Raw genomic sequence first — 24,600 nt, forward strand, 5'->3', positions numbered from 1 at the left:
GCATCTTGGACGCGTCAAGCTTGTCGCCGGGCAACGCGTCTGGCCGGCCTCCGGAATGCGTCATTGTAGTCATCATTATTCGATGGAGCTTTCTAGTGAAGGATTGGTGTTACTCAATCGCCAGCGCTTTGACGAATAGCACATTGTTCTCCTTGTGGACATGCTGGTGCATGTCGGCTTCAAGACGTTTCAGCGCATCAAGCATCGCCCGGTAAGTATTGCATGCCCATTCAGGTGGCGAGTATTGATCCGTGGATTCGCTTAGAGTCTCTAATAGCTTGCCGGCTTCGTCGTGTTCATGCTGCATCTGACGAATCGGGTTCGCAACACTACCGCAGTGGAACTCAGGGCGGTCGGACGATGCCTCCAGTTGCCGAATAATTGGAAATAGTATGCGTTCTTCTTTCATCATGTGTGGTTCCAATTCGGCTTTTAAGGCGACAAACGCATCACGAACCGTCTGCAGCCGCGGCTCATTGTCCCCGTGCACTCGAGCGACTTTCTCAGTCATCAAGTCCAGCCTCGGCAGCTCCTCCTTCAGGTAAGCATGATGCGTGGACTCGATGTGGTCGGCCAACTCGGTCAGCGTCATCCCATCGGCATCGACGAAACGATCGGTTTGGGCATCAGCGTTGCACTTGTCGAGTTGTTGCAAGACGTCGGCCGTGTCGATACCGCGTTTTTCGCAGGCACGCGCTAGCGTGACTTTTCCACCGCAGCAGTAATCAATGTTGAGACGTTCGAACACGCGAGCCAGACTGGGGCTTTGACGCACAAAGTCGCCCACGGTTTGATTGGGGTCGAGAGTTAACATTTCAGTTCCGTTGGGTCAAAGCTAGATGGATTAAGACGATCGCAGTTGAGGTTGGTCGAAACCATCGTCTTGCTTTGAAAACGAATGGCCGGTCCACAAGCCGAACACGAACCACACCAGTGCGACGGCTCCCAAGAAAAAGATCGTGTCGCCTGGGACACGCATCCAACGCAAGGTCTGCATCAGATCCGTCTGCATAAACTCACTGCTGCGGGCAAACCAATAACCGGTTTCGACAGAGGCTTTCGTTTGCAGCAGTCCAACGGGCAATAGGCTCAGCACGCACATCGCCATCAAACCGATGTTCATGCCCCAGAAGCCGACCTTCAACGCACCGTCTTTCCATGATCGAGCTGGGATCAGGACTCGCAAGCACATCAACATCAGTCCGATGCCAAGCATACCGTAAACACCGAACAACGCGGCGTGCCCGTGCAGCGGTGTTGTGTTGAGACCTTGCATGTAATAAAGAGCGATGGGGGGATTGATCATGAATCCGAACAACCCGGCCCCGATCATGTTCCAGAACGCCACGGCAACGAAGAAGTAGATCGGCCATTTGTATCGCCGAACCCACGGCGATGCCTTGCTGCGTCGAAGGTCCTCCATGGCGTCAAAGCCAATCAACGTTAACGGCACGACCTCTAAGGCGCTGAATACCGAGCCCCATGCAAGCGCCACCACCGGAGTGCCGGAGAAGTACAGGTGATGACACGTTCCGATGATCCCCCCAGCCAGAAAGATCGTTGCCGACAACAGTGCGGCCGCCGCGGCCAATCCAGGACGCACGAGATTCAGACGCATGAACACGAATGCGATGACGGTTGTGGCGAAGACTTCGAAGAATCCTTCCACCCACAAATGAACGACCCACCATCGCCAGTACTCGACCATCGTCAGGTGAGAGTGCTGCCCCCAGGTAAGGCCGGCTCCATAGAATAAGGCGATCGCACCAGTGGCAACCGCCAACAACGTGACCAGATGACGCTGCGATTTCGCCTCGACGTTTCCTTGGCCGGATGTTCCGATGGCTTTCAGCTCGGGACGGCTCCGGTCCACATCGAAACTTTGCACGGCTTCTGCGGTGTCTTCCGCGTGAGCGGCCTGTCGAAGGGCGGGCCAGAGTACTCGTAGCATGAGCACAAGCCACAGCAATAGTCCTGCCATCAAGGCGATCTGCCAAAGTCGGCCGAGCTCCACATACTCATAACCTTGATGTCCGAGATAAAACGAAACGGAATCGCTCATGTAGTTCTTGACGCTGAGCCATTCTCCAGTCAATGAACCCACGACAACTAGCAACAAGGCAGCGAACAAAACGTTGACGCCTAGCCGCTGGAACTTGGGTTCGTGATTGCTGACCAGTGGTCCAATGAACAGTCCCGCGGCCAGCCAGGCGGTCGCGATCCAAAAGAGCCCGATTTGCACGTGCCAAGTCCGCGAAACGCTATAGGGTAAGTATTCGGCCAATGGAAACCCGTAGAACCCCTCGCCCTCGACGCCGTAGTGGGCCGTCACGATCCCCAGGCTCATCTGTGCAAAGATCAACGCGGCGACGACCCAAAAATACTTGATCGTTGCCTTCTGCGAGGGCGTGGCCTGCCATCGTGAAAGCGGGTCGGAAGCCGCGATCCCCTCCGCTTTTTCCTCTTCTTCGCGACGAGAAGCGTACCACCAAGCCATTGCGGAGATTCCGGCAAGCAACATGATCACGCTGACACCGGTCCACACGATGTTGTCACCCGTAGGCCGATTGCCGACCAACGGTTCGTGTGGCCAGTTGTTGGTATAGCTGGCGATGTCACTGGGCCGTGTCGTGGAAGCGGCCCAAGATGTCCAAAAGATGAACGTTGCGAATTTGTGAAGCCGCTGCTCATCGGAAATCGTTCCCGGCGGGATGGCGTAGTCGGCGTTGCCGTCGATGAACACAGTTTTGTAATGTTCGACATTCGCTGCGAACGCCTCCGCGCGAATCGGGGCGATTGTGGCCACACCCGTCGACTCATCATAGGTGTTGGTGTGCATCATCTTCGACAATCGCCCGATGAGTTGGCCTTGGTGTTCTTCGTCCAATTCATCAAATGGCTGCCCAAACTCGGCCCCGCCCCATTTGTCAAGGATGAACATGGCTTCACGATGCAACCAGTCAGCCGTCCAGTCAGGAGCGACATAGCTACCGTGCCCCCAGATCGAACCCACCTGCATGCCACCCAACGACTGCCAAACATTTTGGCCCTTGCCAATTTCGCCGCTTTCAACAAGCGTCACTCCGTCCGTGGTGACAAACTTGTCAGGGATCGGCGGCATCTCTTGATAGATTCGTGTTCCAATCCAGCCTAGGACCAGGAACGAGACAACCATCACGGCTGTAAATGCGAGCCAAAGACGTTTCATCGGATTCCTATAGGTTCGGCAGACGCCAGATAAAAATTGCTTGATTTGATGGTGGTATCGGGTAGCGGTGTTCGCGCCGCGTTTTGCGCTACAGTGAATGCATCCGGAGACGGGACCCTATCTGCAACACTAAGCTGGGATCGTGGCGTGAAACTCTTGTTTGGGACCAAAAAACTCGTAGCGTACGCGATGCTCATCCACGCCTAGCTCTCGCAAACTCGCGTGCACCGATTGCATGAACGGCTTGGGGCCACAGAAGTAGAAATCTGCCTCTTCATACGGAGTCCAGGTCCGCAACAGCTCCGTTGTCACCAACCCGACGGCATCGCACGCATTGGTTTCCACGTCACCAGGGAGCGGCTGGTCGTATAGAACATGGGTGTGCACATTCGGCGCGGCTTCGGCCAAATTGCGGAGTTCATCGGCAAAAGCGTGCAATTTGCTATTGCGAGCAGCCTGCAAGAAGTAAATGTGAGCGTCGGGATTGGCATGCACGATGGATTTCGCCATCGAAAGCAGAGGCGTGATTCCGATACCACCGGCGAGTAATACGATCGGCTTGGCGACCCTCGTTGCATCCACCGTGAATTCACCACAGGGTGGCCCCAGTTTGATTCGGTGCCCTTCGGCAATCGCATCATGCAGGTGGTTCGAGATCAAGCCGTCGGGTGCATCGGCGATCGGCCGTTCTTCCCGTTTGACACTGATGCGAAAATGCGACTCGCCGGGGCGATCAGACAAACTGTAGTTGCGCGGAGAGGTCGGCGTATTGGGGTGTTCAATGTGGACGGTGATGTACTGACCGGGCTTGAACGGAGGGAGCGGCCCCTCGTCTTCCGGCTTCAAATAGAACGAAGTGACGACATCGCTTTCGGGAACTTTCCGGGAAACCAAAAAATTGCGTGTACCGTTCCACCCGCCGGGAGTCGACTCCTGTTCCTTGTAGATCCCAGACTCACGTTCGATGAAGATGTCCGCCAGAAACCCGTATGCCTCCGCGACGGCGTCAATGATTTCGTCGGTCGCGGCATCGCCCATGACGTCCTTGACGGCCGCGAGCAGGTTTTCGCCGACAATCGGATAATGCTCCGCCTTGATGCCCAGTGAGCAATGTTTCTGGGCGATCAACTCGACCGCTGGCATCAGGACGGCAGGATTGTCAATGTGCGTAAAGTAGGCACAAATCGCACCGGCCAAGGCCTTTTGTTGCCCACCGGTATGCTGGTGTGCCTGATTAAAAAATGCCTTCACCTCGGGGTTGGCCTCGAACATACGTTCGTAGAATCGACGCGTGATGGTCTCGGCGTTGGCGGCGACCAGGGGCGTGATTTCCTTAACGATTTGGACCGTTTTTTCGCTCAGCATGTCGGGGTAGTACTCAGGTCAAGAGGGGGGGCATGGCGGGGAGACCAGAACATGTACCTGAATGTATATTTCTAAATCTGCACGTCAAGGTGCATGATGGATCTTGTCAAGAATCCGGTAGAGAATCAGAAAACCATGCTTTCCAAAACAGCGGAATACGCGTTGCGAGCGGTCACGTTCTTGGCTTCAAGCGAAGCGTGCGACAAAACGCCCTCATCAGCCGACGGCATCTCGGCCGGAACACAGATTCCCCGTCGATATCTCAATCGCGTGCTCCAAGACATGGTGGCCACCGGCCTGATCGAATCGAAATGTGGTCCGCGTGGTGGATACGCGCTTGCTCGAGTGGCCGCAAAGATCACGATCCTCGATGTGGTTAATGCGGTTGCACCACTTGGTCGAATCGCAAGTTGTCCGCTGGGGCTCAAGTCACACACATCACTCTGCCCGCTGCATGCGGAACTGGATCGCGCCTATGCGGAAACGGAAGCTGCCTTTGCCGCGGTGACGATTAAGCAACTTCTCGATTCGGCCAGCCCGATCATCCCGCTCGTTGATTCAACGTAGCGCGCGGCGAGAAACGGAGACGCACTGAGCCTGGGCAAATCCAAAGCCTCAGTGGGCGCATGCCCCTAGGAGCGCTCGCGGCCTGCCAATGGCATAATGGCTAGTAGCTCGCCTCCTGGCCTTGAATCAGTTTTCCCATACCATGAAGGTGGCCTTTGGCCCTCAGTGTCCCCAGCGAGTATTCGAGATGCCGTGCGATGCAACAACCTATCACTGGTTATCACAGGGACGATGAGGGGCACTGGGTTGCTCAACTTGCATGCGGCCACAATCAACACGTCCGCCACGATCCGCCATGGCTCGTTCGACACTGGGTAACCAATCAGGCTGGACGCAACGGAATGCTCGGCTTTCACCTCGATTGCAAGAAGTGTGACGAGGGAGTTCCGGCGGATGAACGCCCCTTATAATACGGCTGATTCGCGAGGTTCTCAGTGGCGATGCTCCCTACGCAAGCAGACGAGAACCCACCCGCTTGCAAAGGGTTACGCTTAGGCTCAATGGAGCCCGGCATTCACTTTCGACAACTCGCGGAAATGCTTTTCGTTGATCATGAGCCGACCACGAATGATCGATCGCCAGCAAGCGGCTTGTGCATTCCTCTAGCAATGACGTCGCTGGGAAACATGGCTGGAGTTCATGCCGCCGCACGTCGAGGCGGTTGCAACGGCACAATACAGAAACCTCGCATTCGAGCCTCATTCACGACGAGGTCACTGAGGAACATCTTGTCCCGTGACTTTCCGCGGCGCTTCTGGGTCTCAATTTCCGGGTCTGACGCGCCGGCGAATTCGCGAATAATCCGTGTCACCGCTTCCGTTTTTGTTCCTTCGGGAACCCTGACATCGACGTGTACCAGCGAACCGTCAGGACCGGTCGCGTAAGTGTCAAAAGCATCGATGCCCATACCAGCCTCTCTTTATGAAGAATCAGGTCAACTCGAATCATCAAACTGGATGCAGAAAGATGCATCACTCCTACATCTTTAGTCTCCGGTCGTCGCGGTGCTGGACTTGAGCGACTTTCTAGGTTTCATCCGTAAGCACTAAACCTATTGGTAAGAAAGGTTCGAGGCGAGCCAGCGTTCGACCTCCTCGATGGGCTTTCCCTTGCGTCGTGCGTAGCTTTCGATCTGGTCTCGCGTCATGCGTTCGACCGTGAAATAGCGGGACTCGGGATGACCGAAATAGAGTCCGCTGACGCTTGCCCCCGGCGTCATCGCGAAGCTGCTGGTCAATTCGATGCCCGTGTTTTTCTCCGCGTCGAGTAGGTCAAACAAGGTTCGTTTCTCGGTATGGTCCGGGCACGCAGGGCACGACGATCGCACCAAAATCTGGATTCAGTATTCGCCGAAGCCTTGCCTCAGTGAACCCCTCCGCCAATAAATTCAGCCGGACTGGTTTCTCACTGCCCTGTTACGGAGATGGCAATGGCTTCCCAAATCGACGTGTTTCACGAGTGTTTTGATCAAGTTGAAGATCCGCGAGTGGCTGGACGAACAACTCATCCACTTAACTCGATTCTGTTCTTGGTTGTCTCGGCTGTCATCGCTGGCGCGGACGGTCCTGATGAGATCGAAAGCTTCGGCGATGAGAAGCTGGACTGGCTATCCAAATACGCAGATTTTGAAGCCGGCATCCCTTCTCACGATACCATCACGCGAGTGTTGTCCCTGATCAAACCAGCTGAGTTTCAGAAGGCACTTCTTCAGTGGCATGCTCATCTCTGCGAAATGAATTGGGATCACGAGATTAAGGACGACGATCATCCCGTTCATGTTGCGATCGATGGCAAGACGGTACGAGGTTCCTACACCGACGCGGAGAAATCCGATGCGATCCACATTGTCAGCGCCTGGGCAACCGAAAACGGCGTTGCGCTTGGGCAAACCGAAGTCGACTCAAAGTCCAACGAAATCACGGCGATTCCCGAGTTACTCGAATTGATCGACATCAGCAATGCGATCGTGACGCTCGACGCTATGGGTTGCCAAAAGTCGATCGCCGAAAAGATTATCGACGAAGGTGGCGACTATGTTTTCGCCGTCAAGGACAATCACCCCAAGCTCTGCGCCGCCATCGCTGAACATTTTGAAATGGCTCACAACGAAGGGCTCACAACTCATGGCGTGCGATCGACCACGACCAAGGGGAAGCAGGCTGGGCGTGACGAAGAACGCTTTTACGCGACTGGCCCGATTCCTGAGTCACTGCGTGCCCTGACCGATCAATGGAAAGGGGCCAAAAGCATTTGCCAAGCGAATACTTGCACGAGTCGTGGCGACAAACAAACAAGTGATATTCGCTACTACATTTCAAGCCGACCGGCACGTGTAGGTGAATTCGCAAATAGCGCTCGTCGCCACTGGGGCATCGAAAGCATGCACTGGGTTCTCGATGTCGTGTTTCATGAGGATTCGAGTCGGCTCCGAACCAAGAACGCTACGTCGAACATGAGCTTTACTCGTCGGTTTGTCACGACGCTTCTCAAGCGAGACACCCGGAAGAAGAGTCTTAGGCGGAAACGAAAAATCGCAGGCTGGAACACCGCATTTCTCGAAAAACTCCTGTTTGCAGCCTAATTTTGGTGCGATCGTCGTGGCACGCAGGGTAACCTGCGGCCGGCCGGATCCCGCGGTACCTTTCGTTGATGAGATCCTCTTTGCAAAGCCCTTCTAGTTTGCCAAACCCCCAATCAACTCTTGCTCGCTCATGGATCATTTCCGCCAGTGCTTCAACCAGTCGATCGGCGACCGCTTGCACCATGATCGCCCGGTAGTCATCCAGCTCCGACTTGTATCTCATCGCCAATTCGCTGGCCCCAATGCCAGCAGTCACCGCGAACCCCCCAATATAGTCTTCACGCCCGTTGTCGACTGGAGCGACATAGTCGGCGAGCGACCGGAAGTCCTGCTGGCCTTTACGTTCCCATTGTTGACGTAGGAAATGCAACCGCGTCTTTTCTGTCGCTCGGGATTCATCAGTGAACAGGATCACGTCATCCCCGGCACTCGCTGCCGGCCAGAAACCATAGACCGCATTGGCCGTCAACGTGCGTTCCGCAATGATTTCATCAAGTAGTTCATTGGCGTCACGGAAAAGTTCTTGGGCTTGCGTGCCAACCGTCACATCATCAAAAATCTTCGGATACTTGCCTTTCAGCTCCCAGGTCATGAAGAAGGGGGACCAATCAATGTAAGGATGAATGTCGTCGAGCGGAATGCGACTCAGCACGCGGATGCCGGTGAAAGCGGGCTTGTTGATTTGGACCGTATCCCAATCGGTTTTGAAACGCTTTTCAAGCGCCTCTGCATACGGCACCAGTTTCTGTTTGCGATCCCGGAAGGTGGCGGAAAGTTTGATTTGAGTCTCCGCGTTTTCGGCGATGAAAGCATCGCGACCGTCGCCCAGCAATCGCTCGACCACATTGACGCTTCGGCTGGCATCAAGCACGTGGACCACCGGTCCGTCGTACGCCGGTGCGATTTTCACGGCGGTGTGCTTTGCACTGGTGGTCGCACCACCAATCAACAAGGGTATCGTCATGTCGGTGCGTCGCATTTCACGAGCGACGTGAGCCATTTCATCGAGAGAGGGCGTAATCAGCCCGCTCAGTCCGATCATATCGGCATTCTGTCTAACCGCCTCTTCAAGGATTCTCTCGGACGACACCATCACCCCCAAGTCAACGACTTCGTAGTTGTTGCACTGCAAGACGACGCCGACAATGTTTTTTCCGATGTCATGGACATCGCCCTTGACGGTCGCGATCAAGAATTTGCCGCGAGCCTGCTGGTGCAGCGTACCTGCCTGTCGTTTTTCCTCTTCCATGAAAGGCTCTAAGTAGGCGACCGCCTTCTTCATCACACGCGCCGACTTGACAACTTGGGGCAGGAACATTTTTCCGGCGCCGAACAGGTCACCAACAACGGACATCCCATCCATCAGCGGGCCTTCGATAACCTCAATGCAGCGATCAAAATGTTGGCGTGCCTCCTCGGTGTCCTCGACGATGTACTTGTCGATTCCCCTGACCAACGCGTGCTTCATCCGCTCGGCAATCGGCTCTTTTCGCCACGCCAGATCTTCGCCAGATCGTTGTTTGCCACCGCCTTTGACGGTTTCGGCAAATTCAAGCATTCGTTCGGTGGCATCCGGACGACGATTCAGCAGCACATCTTCGACCCGCTCCAACAGGTCTTTGGGAATCTCTTCGTAAACCTCCAATTGCCCGGCATTGACGATTCCCATATCCAGTCCGGCGCGAACCGCATGAAATAGGAAGGCACTATGGATCGCCTCCCGCACCGGTTCATTACCGCGAAAACTGAAACTGATGTTGCTAACGCCACCACTGGTCTTGGCGCCGGGGCATTCCCGCTTGATCCGACGCACCGCATTGATGAAGTCAACGGCGTAGTTGTCATGCTCCTCCATTCCTGTCGCGATGGTCAGGATGTTGGGGTCGAAAATGATGTCTTCCGGCGGGAAACCCAGTTCCTTTATGAGTAAGTCGTAGGCGCGCTTGCAAATCCGCACCTTGCTCTCTTCGTCGGCTGCTTGCCCCGATTCGTCGAACGCCATCACCACGACGGCGGCACCATACTGCCGCACCAATCCGGCGCGGCGAAGAAACTCGTCTTCGCCGTCTTTCAACGAGATGGAGTTGACAATTGCCTTGCCCTGTACGTTTTGCAAGCCTGATTCGAGCACTTCCCACTTGCTGCTGTCGATCATCACTGGCACCGCTGCAACGACATGATCGCCCGCGATCAACCTCAGAAATCGTGTCATCGCCTCGACACCATCGAGCATTCCCTCGTCGAAGTTGACATCGATGATTGTCGCGCCGTTTTCCACCTGTTCGCGAGCGATTTCAACTGCTTGTTCGTACTGTTCTTTACGAATCAATCGAGCAAACCGCTTGCTGCCCATGACGTTGGTGCGTTCTCCGACCATCGTGAAGGGAATCTCCGGTCGCATCACCATCGGAAGTTGGCCTGAGAGTCGGGTGTAGACCGTGCGGGGCGCATCTTGTTTGGGTCTGCACTGCTTCACACGATTGGCGATGGCTCGGATGTGGTCCGGAGTCGTGCCGCAACATCCGCCCAAAACATTCACCCAGCCTTTGTCCGCATACTCGCCCACTTTCTCCGCCATTGCTCTCGGGCTGAGGTCAAATTCACCCATTTCATTGGGCAATCCCGCATTCGGATGGCAGGAAATCGGGATCTCCGCAACTTTCGAGAGCTCCTCAAGGTGCGAACGCATGACATCAGGCCCCAACGCGCAATTCATCCCGACGGAAAGTAGCGGAAAGTGATTGATCGCCGTCCAGAAGGCTTCGACGCTCTGCGCGCTGACAAACGTACGCCCACCGTCGCCGAAGGTTCCGCTCGCCATCACCGCAACGCGGCGTCCACCGGCGCGGAAATACTCAGCAATCGCGAACAGGCAGGCTTTCAGGTTCAGTGTATCGATGGCAGTTTCAGGCAGAAGGATGTCAACCCCCGCAGCGACCAACGATTCCACCTGAGCCCGGTAGCTGTCGACCAGCTGGGGAAAGCTTGCGCCCCGATGCGCCGGATCGTCCTCGGTACTGATTGCGAGTTGTTTCGTCGTCGGCCCGATCGAACCGGCGACAAAACGCGGCTTGTCCGGCGTCCGCTCGTTCCACTCCTCCACTGCCTTCCTGGCGCACTGGACTGCCGCCCGGTTGATCTCATCGACCAGTTCAAGCGGCAGGTCAAACTCGACCATCCCGATGGGCGACGCACCAAAGGTATTCGTTTCAACAATGTCGCTCCCCGCTTCCAGGTAGGCACGATGAATCCTGGTGATCGCATCCGGTTGCGTCAGGCAGAGAATGTCTGAGAAGTTTTTGAGGTCCCGATGATGCTGCGCAAATCGCTCACCCCGTACATCGGCTTCCGACAAACCAAGCCGCTGAATCATGGTGCCCATCGCGCCGTCGAGCAACAGAATCTTCTCGCGGATGAGATGCTCAAGGAGGCTGGTCATCGGCTCGGCTGTCAATCTATTGTCCTTCACTTGGGTGGAACGAAACGCAATTCGGGCTAGGGACGGTAAGGCACCGTTCTGCTGAAAACCCGGCAGACGGGCTGCCGTTGGCAGTGGACCCCGGATCCGCTTAAAACATGCATGAACTATACATGTTTAAGTGATTTAGGTTAACCGGCGTCCAAGCAAGGATCGGACGTGTCAAAAGAAGTACAGAGAAAGTTATAGGCCGAACAGATTACGGAAGCCCGTGTTGGCCTGTGTGGCGGCATCGCCGCCGAATCGGCGGATCACGGCGTCGTGACTCGCGATCAAACCAGCGATGCGTGCCGATTTTCTTTTGCTCGCCCGGTATCACCGACCTATGGGCTGGCAGTGACCGAAAGCGAACGAGCGCTACCAGACTCCGTCGCCATCCGCATTGGGGGCGTGCCCAGATAAGTTGACGGCCTGGCCGCTAAAGGTTAAAAACGATGCAACAGGGGAGCATCTTTGGGGGTTGCGAGTTTGCCACCCCCCGCGTTCTATGCGCGGAGCCATTCAATGAGACGGACGACTAACTTTGGAGGATTCGTTTCCGACTGTTTCGCCGCCACCATTCTCCTATCGATCGTTTCCACCGCGGGCATTTCAGCAGAAGAAGTGAAGGAAGGGCAGCCGATCGGAGCAATCAGTTACACCGTTCCGATCCAATAGTGAGGAGTCGAGGACTGTTTCGGTATGGAGACGAGTACGCATCTGGTTATTCAGTATGCAGCAGGGCCTACCCTGCTGCACGATGTCGTCGCGAAACTGTCAGCGGAGCAGCTTGATGCAGTACCGATTCCCGGGAAATGGTCCACGCGCCAAGTTGTTTGTCACATCGCGGATTTCGAACTGGTCTATGCTGACCGAATGAAGCGAGTGATCGCCGAGCATCAGCCAACGTTTTTTGGAGGAGATCCTGGAGTATTTGCAGCTGGCCTAGCCTACGAATCACGCGATCTACGCGAGGAACTTGACGTCATTGAGTCTGTGCGAAAACAGATGACACGAATCTTGCGATTGCTCAATAAGCGTGACTTTGAACGAATCGGCCACCACAGCGACGACGGTCCGATCTCGCTTGAAACGCTTTTGGGAAATGTCACGAATCATCTACCGCATCATGTCGCCTACATCGAAGACAAGCTAGCGGCGCTGGATCGTGACGGGTAGTGGATGCAAACTGCTGGCATCGTTTTGCCCCAAGTCGGCAAGCCTCCCCCTAATTCCGGGCGTGTTTTCTACGAAAGTTTCTTCGTACGAAGCCATGGCGATTTCCGCCGAGGTTCAACATTTCACCGGGTTCGAGACTTGGTTCACGCCGCCCGCGGCGATTCCTTTCAATGCCGCTCCGCCAAAGTATAAAATGACGCGCGTGGTTTGGGTCGCTGTTTACCTGACAGTGCTTCCATTGATTGCGACGCTCAGGCCTTGTTCAGTTCCTTGCCGCCACTCGTCGCGAGTGCAGGGATCGCCACGATCAGTGTCGGGTCGATGACGTGGATCGTGCTGGCAGCATTGACCTGGTTGTTTCGTGGCTGGCTGTATTCGCAGTGTCGTCCAGCATCATCGGGTCAACTTCATTAAATGTCGTTCGGAACCGTTTTTGATGCTGTCCCGGACACTCTCGGGGCGATCAACGTCCGCGCGGCCGAGCGCAATCGGTAGCTGGTCACTTGTCGTCCCGGAGGCTCTCACAACGCCAATGTGTCTCGAAGTCGGTTCAGAGCATTTTGCTTCTCAGGACCAATGCGATGAAGCGACAAGAAGCTTGTGGAAACTTTGGCGACGCGAGTGGCGTGTTCCATGAGCTTTTCGCCGAGCATGTTCGCGACGGCATCGGACGATTTCTCCCGCAAGGCTTTGATGTACAGTTGCCAGGCCTCCCAAAGCGTTTCGCTTGGTTGATGCCTCAGCCACGGCTCAATGATCCGTACAAAGGAGTCGGCATCCTCGTGGGAGTATTGTGAAACGCAGTCGATCACGACTTTGCGTTCGGCTTCGGTGACGTGGCCATCGGCCCAGGCGACAAAAACGAGTGGCACCAGCAAAAGCACCGCAACGGTGTGTTCGTCGATGCCCTGCTCGATCAATTCATCAAGCGACGTCTCGTCATCAACAGGAATTGCTTGGCTGAGGCGTTTACGCTTCCCTTCACGCAAAGTCTTTTCGCGCAGTTGCTCACCAAGCTTTAAATCCACTTGGTGAAAGAACTCATCCTCCAGAGCACGTAGTCGAGTATCGAGTGCGTCGAATGCCATTAGTTTTCTCCCTTCGTTGCAACAGTTCCAGGTTGTCCCGGGGTCAAGAGCCCGATTTGACTAACTGAAGTGCAACTGTCGTACCAACAGATGATACATGGCGATTTGACGATCGAATGCCGCCCAATGTTAGTCAGGGTTGACGCGAAGACGCCGTGCGATGACGATTCTTGGCATTCATGTCCGTTGACGCAATACCGCGTCTAACTCCTCGAAATCGATCGTGCAGTTATCTTATCAATCGCGAGCTGGATGCTTACGCCACTCTCGCAACGTCGTTACTATTTTCCTATGACTACTGACATTTGGATAGTGACCTGCGTTCTGCTGGCGACAATCATTGCATTCGTGCTGGACCGCTTCCGTTTGGACGTGGTGGCATTCATCTCTCTGATGGTACTTCTGCTCACTGGTATCCTCACACCAACCGAAGCAACCGCGGGTTTCTCTAACTCGCTGGTCCTGATGATCGCGGGACTGTTCGTCGTTGGTGGTGCGATCCTGGAATCCGGCGTTGCCGATCTTGCAGGCAGGTGGCTCGGCCGACTTGGCGGCACGTCTACGATTCGGCTAACGGTGATCGTAATGCTGGCCAGCGCGTTGTTATCGGCATTTCTCAGCTCTACTGGGACCGTAGCGGTGATGTTACCCGTGGTTCTGAGCCTCTGTCGCCGCGCCAAAGTTTCGCCGTCAAAGCTACTAATCCCTTTGGCATTTGCCGCTTCGCTCGGAGGCATGTTGACGCTGATTGGGACGCCACCGAACATGGTCGTCAATCAGGTATTGCGAGATGCGGGGCTTGATACCTTCCACTTCTTTTCATTTGCCCCCGCCGGAATTCTGATGCTGACGCTAGGCATCGTTTTCATGTGTACGATTGGCACTCGCCTGCTTCCGGCGCAACGCACGGGTTCCGGAAATGCGTCGCAAGATCAGGGATTCGTGTCGCGTCCGGAACTGATTCACAGCTACGGCGTCGACGGCCAGATTCGCGAAATCAGAATTCCACACGGATCGACGTTCGCGGGTCGCACCCTCCGCGACCTTAGGCTTCGCACCGTTTTTCATGTCAATGTGATCGCGGTTTCTACCACAGGTGCGAGGGGCACGGTGGTGCGAAAATGTGACCCGGATACTCTTCTGCAACCCGGTGACACGCTGTTGATCAAGTCATCGAATGAGGAAGCCATCGCAAACCTAATCAGCGAGGGGAAAATCGAATTGATTGCATCAACAGCGGCATTGCCCAAAGAAGTTTATTTGGCCGAACTCATTATTCCCCCGCGATCAGAGTTTGTCGGCCGGACGGTGCGGGACGTGGATTTCTTTCGCATCTACGGGGCAATGGTGCTCGCTTTACAGCATCGAAACAAACCGGTTGGTACTCGGACATCGGACACTCCGCTGGTGCCTGGCGACACGCTGTTGATCGCCGCCAATGCAAGTGCGTTGAAGAGACTAAGGAAATCGCGAAGCAATGTATTGCTGGTCAGCGAACAGGAGGAACAAAGAGAGTCGCCGCTTACTCCCGCCGCCCGTTGGGTCGTCGTCATTCTCGTCGGAATGCTGATTGCAATGAGTGCCGGCATCGTTGCCAACGTGACCGCCGTTCTCGCCGCTGCCACACTGATGGTGATAGCCGGAGCATTTCGGGGATCAAATGCTTACCAGAGCATCAATTGGGAGAGCATTGTGATGATTGCGTCCGTCATGCCACTCGCAACTGCGTTGGAGAAGACTGGGACACTCGACTTGGTCGTAGGTGAAATCGTGGAGAGCCCCGGACTTACGAGTCCGTCATCGCTTTTGTTGCTGCTTTTCGCGGTCACGTCGCTGTTAAGCCAAGCAATCTCGAATACCGCGACCGGTGTACTGATTGCCCCACTGGCACTCCAACTCGCCGAGCGGCTTGGTATCTCTCCCTATCCGTTACTGATGGGCGTTGCTTTGGCCGCGTCCACAGCGTTCTCCACTCCCGTTGCGTCACCGATCAATGCTTTGGTAGCCGGAGCGGGAAACTATCGTTTTGGTGATTTCCTAAAAGTAGGCGTGCTGCTTCAGCTGCTGATTCTTTTTGCGACACTCGCCATCGTGCCGCTGCTGTTTCCGTTCAGTCCATGACCATTGCTGAACACCGATCGGATCGGCGATGTAAGCCGCGCGGCAGAGGAAACTCCCACCTTCGTTTTCCCAGCGATCGATCTCGTGTTCGTGCGTCCTGTCGATGTTCATTGTCATTCTCCTCGGATTGTGTAGTTCAGCACGTCATGCGTCGCCGCTTCATCACTCATAAATCTCGTGATGAAGCTCGCTACCACTTCACTTACGCAAACGGCGGACCAACCGGTGGTTGGCGTGCATTCACACGGAGAAAACAGTCAAGGCTCAATTGGCCGTCTGAAGCCACACGGATCGCGAGAACCTAGAGCGTCAACCTGGGTTGGCGCTTCGCTATCCGTGGTGACGTATCCAACACGCAATTGATTTGTGAGTCCCCGAAACACCGCCGTTCGTACCTTTGGTCCGAAGATTGCTTCGAGTAAGTCCGTAGGGTAAGTCATCGGGACTTTCGACCCCGTACACATCGGAATCTTCACGGCCCTGTTGATTCAATCGACCAGTCGATGACGAGTTCCGTTACAGCATTCTCGGCCAATAAGGGTCATCGTCATGCTCTTGTGGAAAACAACATTGTCGCCAACGGTCCGCACCAAGAGCTTGCGTCAGCCACTACCAAAGCCCCGGCGCGTGCCGCTACAAATCAACAAGGTTTCGCGATCATCACAGCACGATTCCGCCGCAGATGTGGGGAAGCGTGACATGGGCACCTATCGCAACGATCAGCGGCGTTACAGCGTCACCGTTTTGCTGGCGCTGCTCGTCGTGTTGCTCGTGACCGTGATCCTGGTACTGCTCTAGCTCGTCTTCATCCCCAATTCCTCTCAGTACGACATCACCTCCAAACCGGACTTCTCGACATGGCATCCCGGAAACTGTTTGTGACACTCGAAGACTTCGATCTTCTGCTTGAACTCTTGAAGGAAGAATTGCTCGGCGCGATTTCGGACCCGAAAGCCGCTCGAGATCTAGCGACAGAACTGCAACACGCGACGATTGTCGATTCAGCCTCGGTGCCAGACGATGTCGTGACGATGAACTCGACCGTCAAGCTGACGGACTTGGAGACCAAGCGGACCGAAACCTATACGCTCGTCTATCCCGACGACGTGAACATCACTGTGGGTCGATTGTCGATCCTTGCACCGATCGGAACGGCGATCCTCGGCAACCAAGTCGGGCACACGGTCGGCGGGTCCGACTCAGCCGACAAGAGCATTCTACGTATCGACGAAGTGATCTACCAACCTGAACGCGACTCCGTTGCCGCGTAAACCATGTGGCGTAAGCTCCCCGCTTGCGTTTCACCGCTGGCAGCATACCCCACCCACAAAGGATCTCAGACATGAAACGTTTCAACAATATCCTGGTCGCTACCGACACGCGACTTGAAGACCAACGTGCCATTACCGAAGCCGCGAGACTCGCCAAGGAGAGCAACGCCTCTTTGAAACTTGTCGACGTCGTACCGCCATTACCCTGGACGGTTCGTCTGCTGGTAAACGACCATGATCACATTAGCGGATTAATGGTTCGCGAGAAACATGAACAGCTTGAAAAATTGGCGGAACCGCTTCGCGCCGAAGGCATCGACGTGGAAACGAAGGTACTCAGCGGAAAGTCGTCCGTTGAGATCATTCGTGAAGTTTTGCGAGACAAACACGATCTTGTCATGCGAATCGCCAAGGGCAGCGACAGTCGTCGCAAGGGGTTCTTTGGAACGACAGGAACTCGATTGTTGCGGGAATGTCCCTGCGCCGTTCACTTGGTGGCACCGGATTCACCCGCGATTCTCAGGCACGTTTTGGCGTGTATCGACACTTCGACGGGCGACCCTGTCGACGCGGAGCTGAACAAGACGATTCTTGAACTGGCCGAAGCAATCAGCAAGCGGCACGGTGCAAGACGATCGATCGCCCACGCTTGGACAATCGACGGCGAACAATTGCTCCACGGACGAATGCCCCAAGGCGAATTTGAGCAAATGAAACGAAGTCGACTGGAACACATCGAAGGATTGCTCGACAAATTTTTGCTAGGGCATGGGTGCACGATCGACGACGAATCTGTGCACATGCTCAAGGGCGACGCACCGATCGTGATCCCCGAATTCGCATCGCTCGAAGGTGTCGATCTGATCGTGATGGGAACGGTTGGTCGTAGTGGTGCCGCGGGCATGTTGATCGGCAACACAGCCGAGCGCATTCTGGGCTCGATCGAGTGCTCGGTCATCGCCGTCAAGCCGAACAGATTTGTCTCACCGATCAAAATGGGTGATTACGTCGAGGCTGCACCGGCTTAAATTATTTCGCACTATGACACGCCAACCGGAAGGACGTCGATCACTCTGACGATTCGGCGAGCAGTTGCCAACAAACGAGCTGCATCCGAGGCAGATGGAAGGGCCCTTTCCAAAAGTTGCCTTTCAATGTCGAGCTGAGGGAACCGTCACGGTGCAGATAGCCGAACCATTCGCCGTGATCCGCGTCGGGGAAGTGCGAGTAGGTCCAGTCGTGAATCATCCGATGCCAGCGCTCGTACTTGGGGTCGGACGTAAGCAGAGAGGCACACAGCGTGGCGATGATCGATTCGTTCTGTGGCCACCAGAACTTCATGTCATGCCAGTATTCCTGAACCGGCAGGCCATTCACATCGACGAAGTAGAGCATGCCGCCGTTCTGCGGGTCCCAGCCCCGCTGCCACATCCAGTCCAGCATCTGACAGCCGGTGCGAATCAGTTCGCCATCACCACGCAGCTTGCCTTCCAGCATGATGAACCAGGCGCCTTCGATAGCGTGTCCCGGATTCAGCGTACGGCCGTCGAAATGGTCGATAATTTCGCCGCTGGAACCGACCGTCTCCATCACGCACTGAATGTCCTCTTTGAGATGGAATTGGCGGATGTCGTCGATGCTGCGGTCGATCCACTCGTTGGCCTCGGGTAAGTCGATCGACTCACGCAGCTCTTGAGCGGTCGCGATCGTGATCATCGGAAATCCGAGTCCACGCAGGGGACGTGTGTCGGTGAATTTGGGATCGGTGCCCTGTGGATCCAGGTTGTGGTCAATGAAACGTTGAAAAGTTCGTTTCGCCCTTTCGGCATATCGCTGATCGCCAGTCGCTTTGGCCAATTCCCCGAACGCGATCGCGGCAAAACTTTCGGAGAATGCGTAGCGTCGCTTACGAATCGGTTTGCCATCGCGGGTGACATGAAACCACATCCGACCGTCACGGGGATCAAAGCAATGATCGTCGAGAAACTGTGCACCGTGCTTGGCCAGTTCGAGCCATTCTGGCCGTTGCTCGACGTTGTTGTAAAGTTCCCCCAGCAGCCAAGTGAAGCGTCCCTGCTGCCAAACGCCCTTGTCGGTGTCGATGACGGTGCCGTCACGATCAAGCGACATCATGAAACCACCATGCTCTCGATCGACACAGTGCTTTATCCAAAAAGGCAGCGTGTCTTCGAGCAAGCCGTCCCGGTAAGTGGAAATCAATTTGGAGCGGCGAATCTCATCCATCGACCTGGTCTCCTACATCCTGCATTCGGCCGGATAGGGTGAACATCATCATTGTTAAGAAAGGCCTTCAGACTGCTTTGCTTCTTTGGCCGATTGGACAACCGGGCTCGATTGGGAAGCAAATTCCGGGTCGTGCAACGTATAGATGGTTAACCCCGTCAAATCGTCCAATGGGCTACCGAACAGGAGGCTGGCGAGGAAACCCACAACGACGCAGGAGGTAATACCGCTGGCCGTGTAGAGATATCCGTTGATCGGAGTGAATTTCCACATCGAGAACATCACAGCCGCACCCACGATCGCGCCGATCATTGCGCCTTTCGCATTCGCTCGCCGACTGAGTGCTCCCAACACGAACAAGCCACCCAGCACCCCCATGGACAAACCGATGACCATGATGAAAGTGTCAAACAACGATTTGATCTCTGGATTGACGAAAACAAGGCCCAGCAGCGTTCCGGCCACTCCTAACAGAAACGTCCAGAAACGGGCTGCGTTCAAATACCCGTGCTCTGTCCTGCAGGCACGCAGCGGTCTCATGAAGTCGGTTACGATCGCGGTGGCCGTCGAGTTCATGCTGGTCGAAACAGTGGACTGAGCGGCAGCAAACACGGCGGCCACGATCAGCCCCGCGATTCCGATCGGCATTTCACGAGCGATGAACAACGGGAAGACCTGATCGGTCGTGATCGTCGGATCTAATTTTTCGGGATGAGAACTGTAGAAACCAAACAGTGCTGTTCCGATCCCAAAGAACAACAGAGTTGCAGGAATCGTCAGCACCGCGTTAGTCCAAATCGAGCGTGCCGCTAACTCTTTGGTTGCCGTTGTCATGTACCGCTGCACAACAGCTTGATCGGCGGAGTACGATGAAACGTTTTGAGCGATCGAACCAAGGATGATCACCCAGAGGGCAATCTGTGCACTGCTTGCGTCCCAGTGATAATTGGCGATTTTATACTTGTCCGCATCCGATACCGTTGTCGCAAAGCCACTGACACCGCCTTCCACACCGCCCAGCAACAAGATCAACGCCAGCAGTCCGCCGCCGAGCAACACAACAGTCTGAATCGTGTCGGTCCAAATGACGGCTTCAATACCGCCCATGGTGCAGTACGTGATGCTCAACACGCCCATCAACAACACGGATTGTGCAGGTGTCAGCGGCGTGGCGACCGCAAGCGCCAAACCGGTTAACGACATCACAACGGCCATTCGAAAAACGTGAAAGAGCGTGAAACTGGCGCTGCCAAACAAACGCACGCCAGGACTGAATCGATTTTCCAGGTACTCGTAAGCGCTGGTCGCATCGATCCGCCGGTAAAACGGCATCACCACGAAGACCGCGAGTACTGCGACCACTGGAATCATCAGATTGCCAATCGAATACACCCAGTCCTGGGCAAACGATTTTGATGGAATGCCGGTAAACGTGAGCGAGCTGAGCATGGTGGCAAAGATGCTACAGCCGGCCGCCCACCACGGAATCGCCTGGCCGCCTCGGAAGAAATCGTTTGTGCTCTTGTTTTTGTTAGTGAAGTAGATACCATCGCCAACAAGTAGCCAAACAACACGGCGTAGTTGATCATGCCAAAGTCACGGCCTGGGCTGGTCATCGTGACCCGATAAACCTTGGGTGATCGTACACGTGGTCGAATTTCGCCGCTGGGAATAATGATCGATCCGTCCCACTTCACCGCGATTGTCGTGACTTGATTCTGTGGCACAGGGCCGGCTTCGATCCACGTATCGGTGATCGTGTGGTACGCCAGCGATTTTTTGACAAAGCCGGGGTGATCGTCCTTGAGCTCATTGCCTTTGAGAAAAAGCGAGCCGTCTGCGCCGCCCAGGACGAAAAGATGGCTCTGGCCGAAGCCAATTCCCGTTCCAGCCATCACACACCGCGGGGCCGCTTTTCGCTCCCGCCACTGCTGCGTCGCGGGCGTGTACTCCCATACGTCTTTGAGGAACTCAACTTCGTCGCCGTGCTGTCGCCTGCCGCTGATCACATAGACACAATCGTTGTACCCATTGTGCTGCGCGACGGTCAGATTGAACGCGCGGGACGGGCCCGGACACGGCGGAAGTCCCTTCCACACGAACTCTTCCGCATCACCACGCTGTGACAAGTCCAGAGACCAAAGCGTTGACATCGTGGATTGGAGCGATGCGTCGTGTTGGCCACCAGCCAAGTAGATCGTCTCATCGATGAGAGTGGCTGCACCATGCGCACAGGGCCGTGGTAGCGACGGATAGCGTTGGGACGTGACCTTTTCGCCATCCCACTGCAACAAAAAAACGTCGGCAAAGGTATCGTCCGAGTCGCTACCACCGATGCAGACGACGCCATCGGCCGTTGAGACGGCCGAGCCATAAGCGATTGGCGTGGAGAGTTTGCCGCCATCTTTCCACTCGAACTTGGTGCCGTCCTTACCGAGATCGCTCTTGGCGAGTACGAAAATCTGGTCATGCCATCGTTTTTCGTTTTCCCAAACCGGTTTGGCAAAGTTTGCACCTCCTGCCATGATCAGGGCGCCGTTGTGGACACCGGCAAACGGCCCCGCATACCCCAGTTCGTCGGGCACCGGTGGCAGTTCGCTCCAAGACAACCATTGCGGCTCATCGGACCAAGCCACAGAACCGGCGAACATCGACACCGAGCCAATGCAAACGCAAGCAAGGAGGATCGACGCGGCGATCAACTTCATCACGAAATCGCCGAAAGGTGGGAGTTTGGCTGTGCCCACTCGAAGTATCCAAGCAATGACAGTTCGTTTCGCAAGGTTTCGGTTTCGGATTGCGACAAGCGGCCTTGGGGCAGGCGACAGCCACCCAGATCGAAGCCGCTGAAGCCGAGCACGGATTTCATCGCTGGATGGAACGGGTACTTGCCGATCGCCCGAATCATTGCCACCGAGAGCGACTGCAGACGTCGAGCTTCAACGAAATCTCCGAGGCGAAAGGCATCGATGATTTCAAGGTACAGGGGAGCAGCGATGTTGAATGTGCTTCCGATCGCGGCGGTAGCCCCCGTCGCCAGTGCGCCGAGCATCATCTCATCACACCCCCAAACGACGTCGAATCTTCCCTGGTCCAGCTCCAAGCATTGTTGAAATTCATGCAACTTGGTGTCGGTGTATTTGAGACCTCGCAGGTTCGGGATTCGCTTGCCCCCGAGCCTGAGAAACTCGACCATGTCCAATGTTGAACCGGTTAGGGCTGGAATATGGTAATAGTAAAACGGCAACTTCGGCGCGCCGGCGGCAACTTCGGCCATGCAATCGACCAGCGTGTCGACATCATTGACTTTGAAGTAAGACGGACACGTCGCAGAGACCGCATCCGCCCCGATTTGTTGTGCGTGGGCGGCAAGCTGTCTGGCTTCGGCGACGCTGTTGTGCCCGACCTGAACGATGACTGGCACGCGGCCAGCGGCGGACTGGACGTATGCTTCTGCAACGCTACACCGCTCAGCACTCCTGAGCGACATTCCCTCGCCGGTACTTCCGCAGGTGTAAAGGCCGCTAATGCCTTGGGCGATCAGCCATTCGGTCGTCGGTCCAATGGGGTCAGTGTCTAGCTCACCGTTGAGATCAAGCGGTGTATAGGTTGCGGCAATCAGGCCGCGGAGCTTGTTATCGTTCATGATCGAACCAGTCTTTGTAGCAGTGGATGTTGGGCAAGTGAAGTGAGTGGGCACGATGCGAGACGCACGCGGCTAACGACAAAAACGCGTTAGCTTTAAGGCCTGATGGCGGGGGCATAGGGCTTGGTCAACCGGTCGGTCCCGTCTGTGAGCGCATCGAGCGTGAAACGGACGAAACGAATTTCGCTATAGCCGGGTTCGTACAAGACGCCGAAACTACCGTCTTTCAAAATGGTGATTTCCGAGTAGGCAGCGGGCCCTTTGTCGATCACCTTTCCGGCACTCCAGGTCACACCGTCGTCGTAGCTGATTCGGACTGCCAAGTTCTGGCGTCCTTTGTTGGAGGCAGCGTTGCAGAACAGCAGCCGATTCTTAGAGTAGCCATCGCGTTTCGCCGTGTACTGGATGATGCTGGCGTTGCAACGCGGGTCGGGAAGGCTGAAGTCGGCCGCGCTGTCCCAGGACTTGCCTCCGTCAGCCGACCGATGCACCATCCGCTTGCCTGGCGAGATCCGTGAATTGACCATCAGGTTTCCGTCTGACAATTCCACAACTTTTGACTCGTCCCCCGGCGTGACATCGCTGAGCACTCTCCATGTCCTGCCATGGTCTCCGCTGGCGAACAGGGTGATTCCGTTGCCGACGCGAACGTAGTTGTGGATCAGTGTTCCATCGCGGGTTTGAATACCTCGGCCCGATGTGATGAACTTGAACGCATTCTGCAATTCGGGGCCGGCGACCTGGCTTGTGAAGTCCTCTGGTTTTCCCCATGTCTTTCCATGGTCCGAACTTTTCTGCACGTAAAAACGAAACTCCTTGTTCGACTTATCATCTACCATGAAGTTGTAAAAACAGAAGATGTCGCCGGTGATTTCGTCGACCAGCAACGATGGATCGCTGCATCCTCCATCGTCAGACTGATCCAAGACCTCCATTGGCGTCCAGGTCTCTCCATTATCTGTGCTTCGGCGAAACACAATATCGATCGTCCGCTGCGGAAGCAGGTCGCCCGATCCGGTCCGCCGGGCATCGCAAGCGGCGATCAGATCACCATTGGTTGCGGTCGCAATGGCCGGGATTCGAAACGTGTGCGTGTCGTTTGTGCCTGACACAAACAGGGACTGACTGCTGATCAGTTTCAGCGGTTCGCTCGGCATCACATCGCTCGGAATGGACGTTGGCCGTTGGGGAACCGAAGAATGCAACGACAGATCGTCGATCAGCAGCCCCGACTGGGACGCCGCTTCGGCGCTGAAACGAATGGCTTCGGTTTTGGCATTGCCCGTGATCGGAAGTTGGATGTGTGAACGGAATCGAGCGCCCACGTCGATGACACGGTCCAGTTGTGCAACATCGCGCCATTTCCCGTCCTGTTGGACTTCGACCTTGAATGCAAACGGACCTTTGGCCGTCCACCGCTCAGCAAAAAAGCGGATTCCCCTGACGCCGGACAATTCCGGTGGAAGTAAAAAGGTGACCGTGTTGTTTGCGTCGCCGAGCATGTGCAGACACTGGTCGCCGCTGCGGGCAAACCGTGAAGTGATGCCTGCCGTCCCTGTCGCCTCGATCTCGACCGAGCCCAGAGTGATCTGCCGGAACGTTGCGTCCTGTGGACGTTCAAACGAAGTGCTGAAAAGAACGTCATCGGCCGGCGCCTCAAATGGCACCACGAGTAGTAGGGCGATGACCGGAATGGTAAGAAGACGACCGAGAGTCATGTTCATCACCGAAGTTTCTGTGTGGTTGATTAACAGCGTCTCTCCACGAGAACGACGCATCAGGGGAGAAGGCGTGGGAACGGACGCGAAACCGGGCAGCGCGACACTCCTGAGTAGCGCAAACCCGGTATTGCAGTTTGTAGCCCAAAGCCCGC

General features: G+C 55.5%; 20 protein-coding genes and 1 pseudogene. 9 read left to right on the forward strand and 12 right to left on the reverse strand.

Annotated features, from left to right (window positions below):
• Nucleotides 1-109: 109 nt before the first annotated feature.
• The 3 genes from ric to hmpA form a co-directional block, all read right to left on the reverse strand.
• Complete coding sequence (gene ric, locus Mal15_RS08760; protein WP_147867412.1) at nucleotides 110-814, reverse strand: iron-sulfur cluster repair di-iron protein; 705 nt, start codon at nucleotides 812-814, stop codon at nucleotides 110-112.
• A 30-nt stretch (nucleotides 815-844) separates the two neighbouring features.
• Nucleotides 845-3,208 carry a nitric-oxide reductase large subunit gene (locus Mal15_RS08765; protein ID WP_147867413.1) on the reverse strand — a complete coding sequence of 788 codons (2,364 nt, stop codon included), beginning with the start codon at nucleotides 3,206-3,208 and terminating at the stop codon, nucleotides 845-847.
• A 129-nt stretch (nucleotides 3,209-3,337) separates the two neighbouring features.
• A complete protein-coding gene (hmpA, locus tag Mal15_RS08770; RefSeq protein WP_147867414.1) occupies nucleotides 3,338-4,573 on the reverse strand; it encodes an NO-inducible flavohemoprotein in 1,236 nt (411 codons plus the stop codon).
• 135 nt (nucleotides 4,574-4,708) lie between these two features.
• On the opposite strand from hmpA, the gene Mal15_RS08775 reads away from it, so the two are divergent.
• Nucleotides 4,709-5,140 (forward strand): Rrf2 family transcriptional regulator, encoded by a 432-nt coding sequence (locus Mal15_RS08775; protein ID WP_147867415.1) that lies wholly within the window; start codon nucleotides 4,709-4,711, stop codon nucleotides 5,138-5,140.
• A gap of 197 nt (nucleotides 5,141-5,337) precedes the next feature.
• On the forward strand, nucleotides 5,338-5,550 hold the full coding sequence (locus tag Mal15_RS08780; protein ID WP_147867416.1) for a DUF3565 domain-containing protein: 213 nt from the start codon (nucleotides 5,338-5,340) through the stop codon (nucleotides 5,548-5,550).
• A 227-nt stretch (nucleotides 5,551-5,777) separates the two neighbouring features.
• On the opposite strand, the gene Mal15_RS08785 is transcribed toward Mal15_RS08780, so the two are convergent.
• Together Mal15_RS08785 and Mal15_RS08790 are read right to left on the reverse strand one after the other, a co-directional pair.
• Nucleotides 5,778-6,047, reverse strand: a complete 270-nt coding sequence (locus tag Mal15_RS08785) for a DUF2024 family protein (RefSeq protein WP_147867417.1) — start codon at nucleotides 6,045-6,047, stop codon at nucleotides 5,778-5,780.
• 144 nt (nucleotides 6,048-6,191) lie between these two features.
• Nucleotides 6,192-6,452 (reverse strand): annotated as a pseudogene (locus Mal15_RS08790) (vitamin B12 dependent-methionine synthase activation domain-containing protein); the annotation flags it as partial.
• Between the two features lie 111 nt (nucleotides 6,453-6,563).
• On the opposite strand from Mal15_RS08790, the gene Mal15_RS08795 reads away from it, so the two are divergent.
• Nucleotides 6,564-7,721, forward strand: a complete 1,158-nt coding sequence (locus Mal15_RS08795) for an ISAs1 family transposase (RefSeq protein WP_147867419.1) — start codon at nucleotides 6,564-6,566, stop codon at nucleotides 7,719-7,721.
• On the opposite strand, the gene metH is transcribed toward Mal15_RS08795, so the two are convergent.
• A complete protein-coding gene (gene metH / locus Mal15_RS08800; RefSeq protein WP_147867420.1) occupies nucleotides 7,654-11,160 on the reverse strand; it encodes a methionine synthase in 3,507 nt (1,168 codons plus the stop codon). The genes Mal15_RS08795 and metH overlap by 68 nt on opposite strands.
• Before the next feature lie 543 nt (nucleotides 11,161-11,703).
• Between metH and Mal15_RS33965 the strand changes: the two genes are divergently transcribed.
• The gene (locus Mal15_RS33965; RefSeq protein WP_167546688.1) at nucleotides 11,704-11,856 is read left to right on the forward strand and encodes a hypothetical protein; all 153 of its coding nucleotides are present in this window, start codon (nucleotides 11,704-11,706) and stop codon (nucleotides 11,854-11,856) included.
• A gap of 24 nt (nucleotides 11,857-11,880) precedes the next feature.
• A complete protein-coding gene (locus tag Mal15_RS08805) occupies nucleotides 11,881-12,357 on the forward strand; it encodes a DinB family protein (RefSeq protein ID WP_147867421.1) in 477 nt (158 codons plus the stop codon).
• Between the two features lie 521 nt (nucleotides 12,358-12,878).
• Here the strand turns inward: Mal15_RS08805 and Mal15_RS08810 are convergent.
• A complete protein-coding gene (locus tag Mal15_RS08810; RefSeq protein WP_147867422.1) occupies nucleotides 12,879-13,445 on the reverse strand; it encodes a hypothetical protein in 567 nt (188 codons plus the stop codon).
• A gap of 291 nt (nucleotides 13,446-13,736) precedes the next feature.
• Between Mal15_RS08810 and Mal15_RS08815 the strand changes: the two genes are divergently transcribed.
• The 4 genes from Mal15_RS08815 to Mal15_RS08830 all read left to right on the forward strand — a co-directional run bounded on the left by Mal15_RS08815 (nucleotide 13,737) and on the right by Mal15_RS08830 (nucleotide 17,865).
• Nucleotides 13,737-15,566, forward strand: a complete 1,830-nt coding sequence (locus tag Mal15_RS08815; RefSeq protein WP_167546689.1) for an SLC13 family permease — start codon at nucleotides 13,737-13,739, stop codon at nucleotides 15,564-15,566.
• Nucleotides 15,567-16,115: 549 nt separating this feature from the next.
• Nucleotides 16,116-16,364 carry a hypothetical protein gene (locus Mal15_RS08820; RefSeq protein ID WP_147867424.1) on the forward strand — a complete coding sequence of 83 codons (249 nt, stop codon included), beginning with the start codon at nucleotides 16,116-16,118 and terminating at the stop codon, nucleotides 16,362-16,364.
• Between the two features lie 59 nt (nucleotides 16,365-16,423).
• A complete protein-coding gene (locus Mal15_RS08825) occupies nucleotides 16,424-16,837 on the forward strand; it encodes a GreA/GreB family elongation factor (RefSeq protein WP_147867425.1) in 414 nt (137 codons plus the stop codon).
• A gap of 71 nt (nucleotides 16,838-16,908) precedes the next feature.
• On the forward strand, nucleotides 16,909-17,865 hold the full coding sequence (locus Mal15_RS08830; RefSeq protein WP_147867426.1) for a universal stress protein: 957 nt from the start codon (nucleotides 16,909-16,911) through the stop codon (nucleotides 17,863-17,865).
• Between the two features lie 40 nt (nucleotides 17,866-17,905).
• Here the strand turns inward: Mal15_RS08830 and Mal15_RS08835 are convergent, their stop codons facing one another.
• From Mal15_RS08835 to Mal15_RS08850, 5 genes are all read right to left on the reverse strand, one after another.
• Entirely contained in the window at nucleotides 17,906-19,081 is a 1,176-nt protein-coding gene (locus tag Mal15_RS08835; protein WP_147867427.1) for an AGE family epimerase/isomerase, read from the reverse strand.
• A gap of 54 nt (nucleotides 19,082-19,135) precedes the next feature.
• Nucleotides 19,136-20,530 (reverse strand): sodium:solute symporter, encoded by a 1,395-nt coding sequence (locus tag Mal15_RS34580; protein ID WP_233903353.1) that lies wholly within the window; start codon nucleotides 20,528-20,530, stop codon nucleotides 19,136-19,138.
• A complete protein-coding gene (locus Mal15_RS34585) occupies nucleotides 20,452-21,789 on the reverse strand; it encodes a hypothetical protein (RefSeq protein WP_233903354.1) in 1,338 nt (445 codons plus the stop codon). Before Mal15_RS34585 ends, Mal15_RS34580 begins: the two co-directional genes overlap by 79 nt.
• Nucleotides 21,789-22,727: a dihydrodipicolinate synthase family protein gene (locus Mal15_RS08845; RefSeq protein WP_147867428.1), complete on the reverse strand. Its 939-nt coding sequence runs from the start codon at nucleotides 22,725-22,727 to the stop codon at nucleotides 21,789-21,791. The genes Mal15_RS34585 and Mal15_RS08845 overlap by 1 nt, the downstream gene beginning before the upstream one ends.
• Nucleotides 22,728-22,822: 95 nt before the next feature.
• Nucleotides 22,823-24,451, reverse strand: a complete 1,629-nt coding sequence (locus Mal15_RS08850) for a sialidase family protein (RefSeq protein WP_167546690.1) — start codon at nucleotides 24,449-24,451, stop codon at nucleotides 22,823-22,825.
• Between the last annotated feature and the right edge of the window lie 149 nt (nucleotides 24,452-24,600).

It is taken from the genome of Stieleria maiorica, assembly GCF_008035925.1.
GTDB classification, from domain to species: domain Bacteria; phylum Planctomycetota; class Planctomycetia; order Pirellulales; family Pirellulaceae; genus Stieleria; species Stieleria maiorica.

Bases quoted from the DNA above. Each gene is read 5' to 3' on its own strand.
- ric (WP_147867412.1), bottom strand. From the start codon at position 814: ATGTTAACTCTCGACCCCAATCAAACCGTGGGCGACTTTGTGCGTCAA.
- Mal15_RS08765 (WP_147867413.1), bottom strand. From the start codon at position 3,208: ATGAAACGTCTTTGGCTCGCATTTACAGCCGTGATGGTTGTCTCGTTC.
- hmpA (WP_147867414.1), bottom strand. From the start codon at position 4,573: ATGCTGAGCGAAAAAACGGTCCAAATCGTTAAGGAAATCACGCCCCTG.
- Mal15_RS08775 (WP_147867415.1), top strand. From the start codon at position 4,709: ATGCTTTCCAAAACAGCGGAATACGCGTTGCGAGCGGTCACGTTCTTG.
- Mal15_RS08780 (WP_147867416.1), top strand. From the start codon at position 5,338: ATGCAACAACCTATCACTGGTTATCACAGGGACGATGAGGGGCACTGG.
- Mal15_RS08785 (WP_147867417.1), bottom strand. From the start codon at position 6,047: ATGGGCATCGATGCTTTTGACACTTACGCGACCGGTCCTGACGGTTCG.
- Mal15_RS08795 (WP_147867419.1), top strand. From the start codon at position 6,564: ATGGCAATGGCTTCCCAAATCGACGTGTTTCACGAGTGTTTTGATCAA.
- metH (WP_147867420.1), bottom strand. From the start codon at position 11,160: ATGACCAGCCTCCTTGAGCATCTCATCCGCGAGAAGATTCTGTTGCTC.
- Mal15_RS33965 (WP_167546688.1), top strand. From the start codon at position 11,704: ATGAGACGGACGACTAACTTTGGAGGATTCGTTTCCGACTGTTTCGCC.
- Mal15_RS08805 (WP_147867421.1), top strand. From the start codon at position 11,881: ATGGAGACGAGTACGCATCTGGTTATTCAGTATGCAGCAGGGCCTACC.
- Mal15_RS08810 (WP_147867422.1), bottom strand. From the start codon at position 13,445: ATGGCATTCGACGCACTCGATACTCGACTACGTGCTCTGGAGGATGAG.
- Mal15_RS08815 (WP_167546689.1), top strand. From the start codon at position 13,737: ATGACTACTGACATTTGGATAGTGACCTGCGTTCTGCTGGCGACAATC.
- Mal15_RS08820 (WP_147867424.1), top strand. From the start codon at position 16,116: ATGCTCTTGTGGAAAACAACATTGTCGCCAACGGTCCGCACCAAGAGC.
- Mal15_RS08825 (WP_147867425.1), top strand. From the start codon at position 16,424: ATGGCATCCCGGAAACTGTTTGTGACACTCGAAGACTTCGATCTTCTG.
- Mal15_RS08830 (WP_147867426.1), top strand. From the start codon at position 16,909: ATGAAACGTTTCAACAATATCCTGGTCGCTACCGACACGCGACTTGAA.
- Mal15_RS08835 (WP_147867427.1), bottom strand. From the start codon at position 19,081: ATGGATGAGATTCGCCGCTCCAAATTGATTTCCACTTACCGGGACGGC.
- Mal15_RS34580 (WP_233903353.1), bottom strand. From the start codon at position 20,530: ATGCTCAGCTCGCTCACGTTTACCGGCATTCCATCAAAATCGTTTGCC.
- Mal15_RS34585 (WP_233903354.1), bottom strand. From the start codon at position 21,789: ATGAAGTTGATCGCCGCGTCGATCCTCCTTGCTTGCGTTTGCATTGGC.
- Mal15_RS08845 (WP_147867428.1), bottom strand. From the start codon at position 22,727: ATGAACGATAACAAGCTCCGCGGCCTGATTGCCGCAACCTATACACCG.
- Mal15_RS08850 (WP_167546690.1), bottom strand. From the start codon at position 24,451: ATGAACATGACTCTCGGTCGTCTTCTTACCATTCCGGTCATCGCCCTA.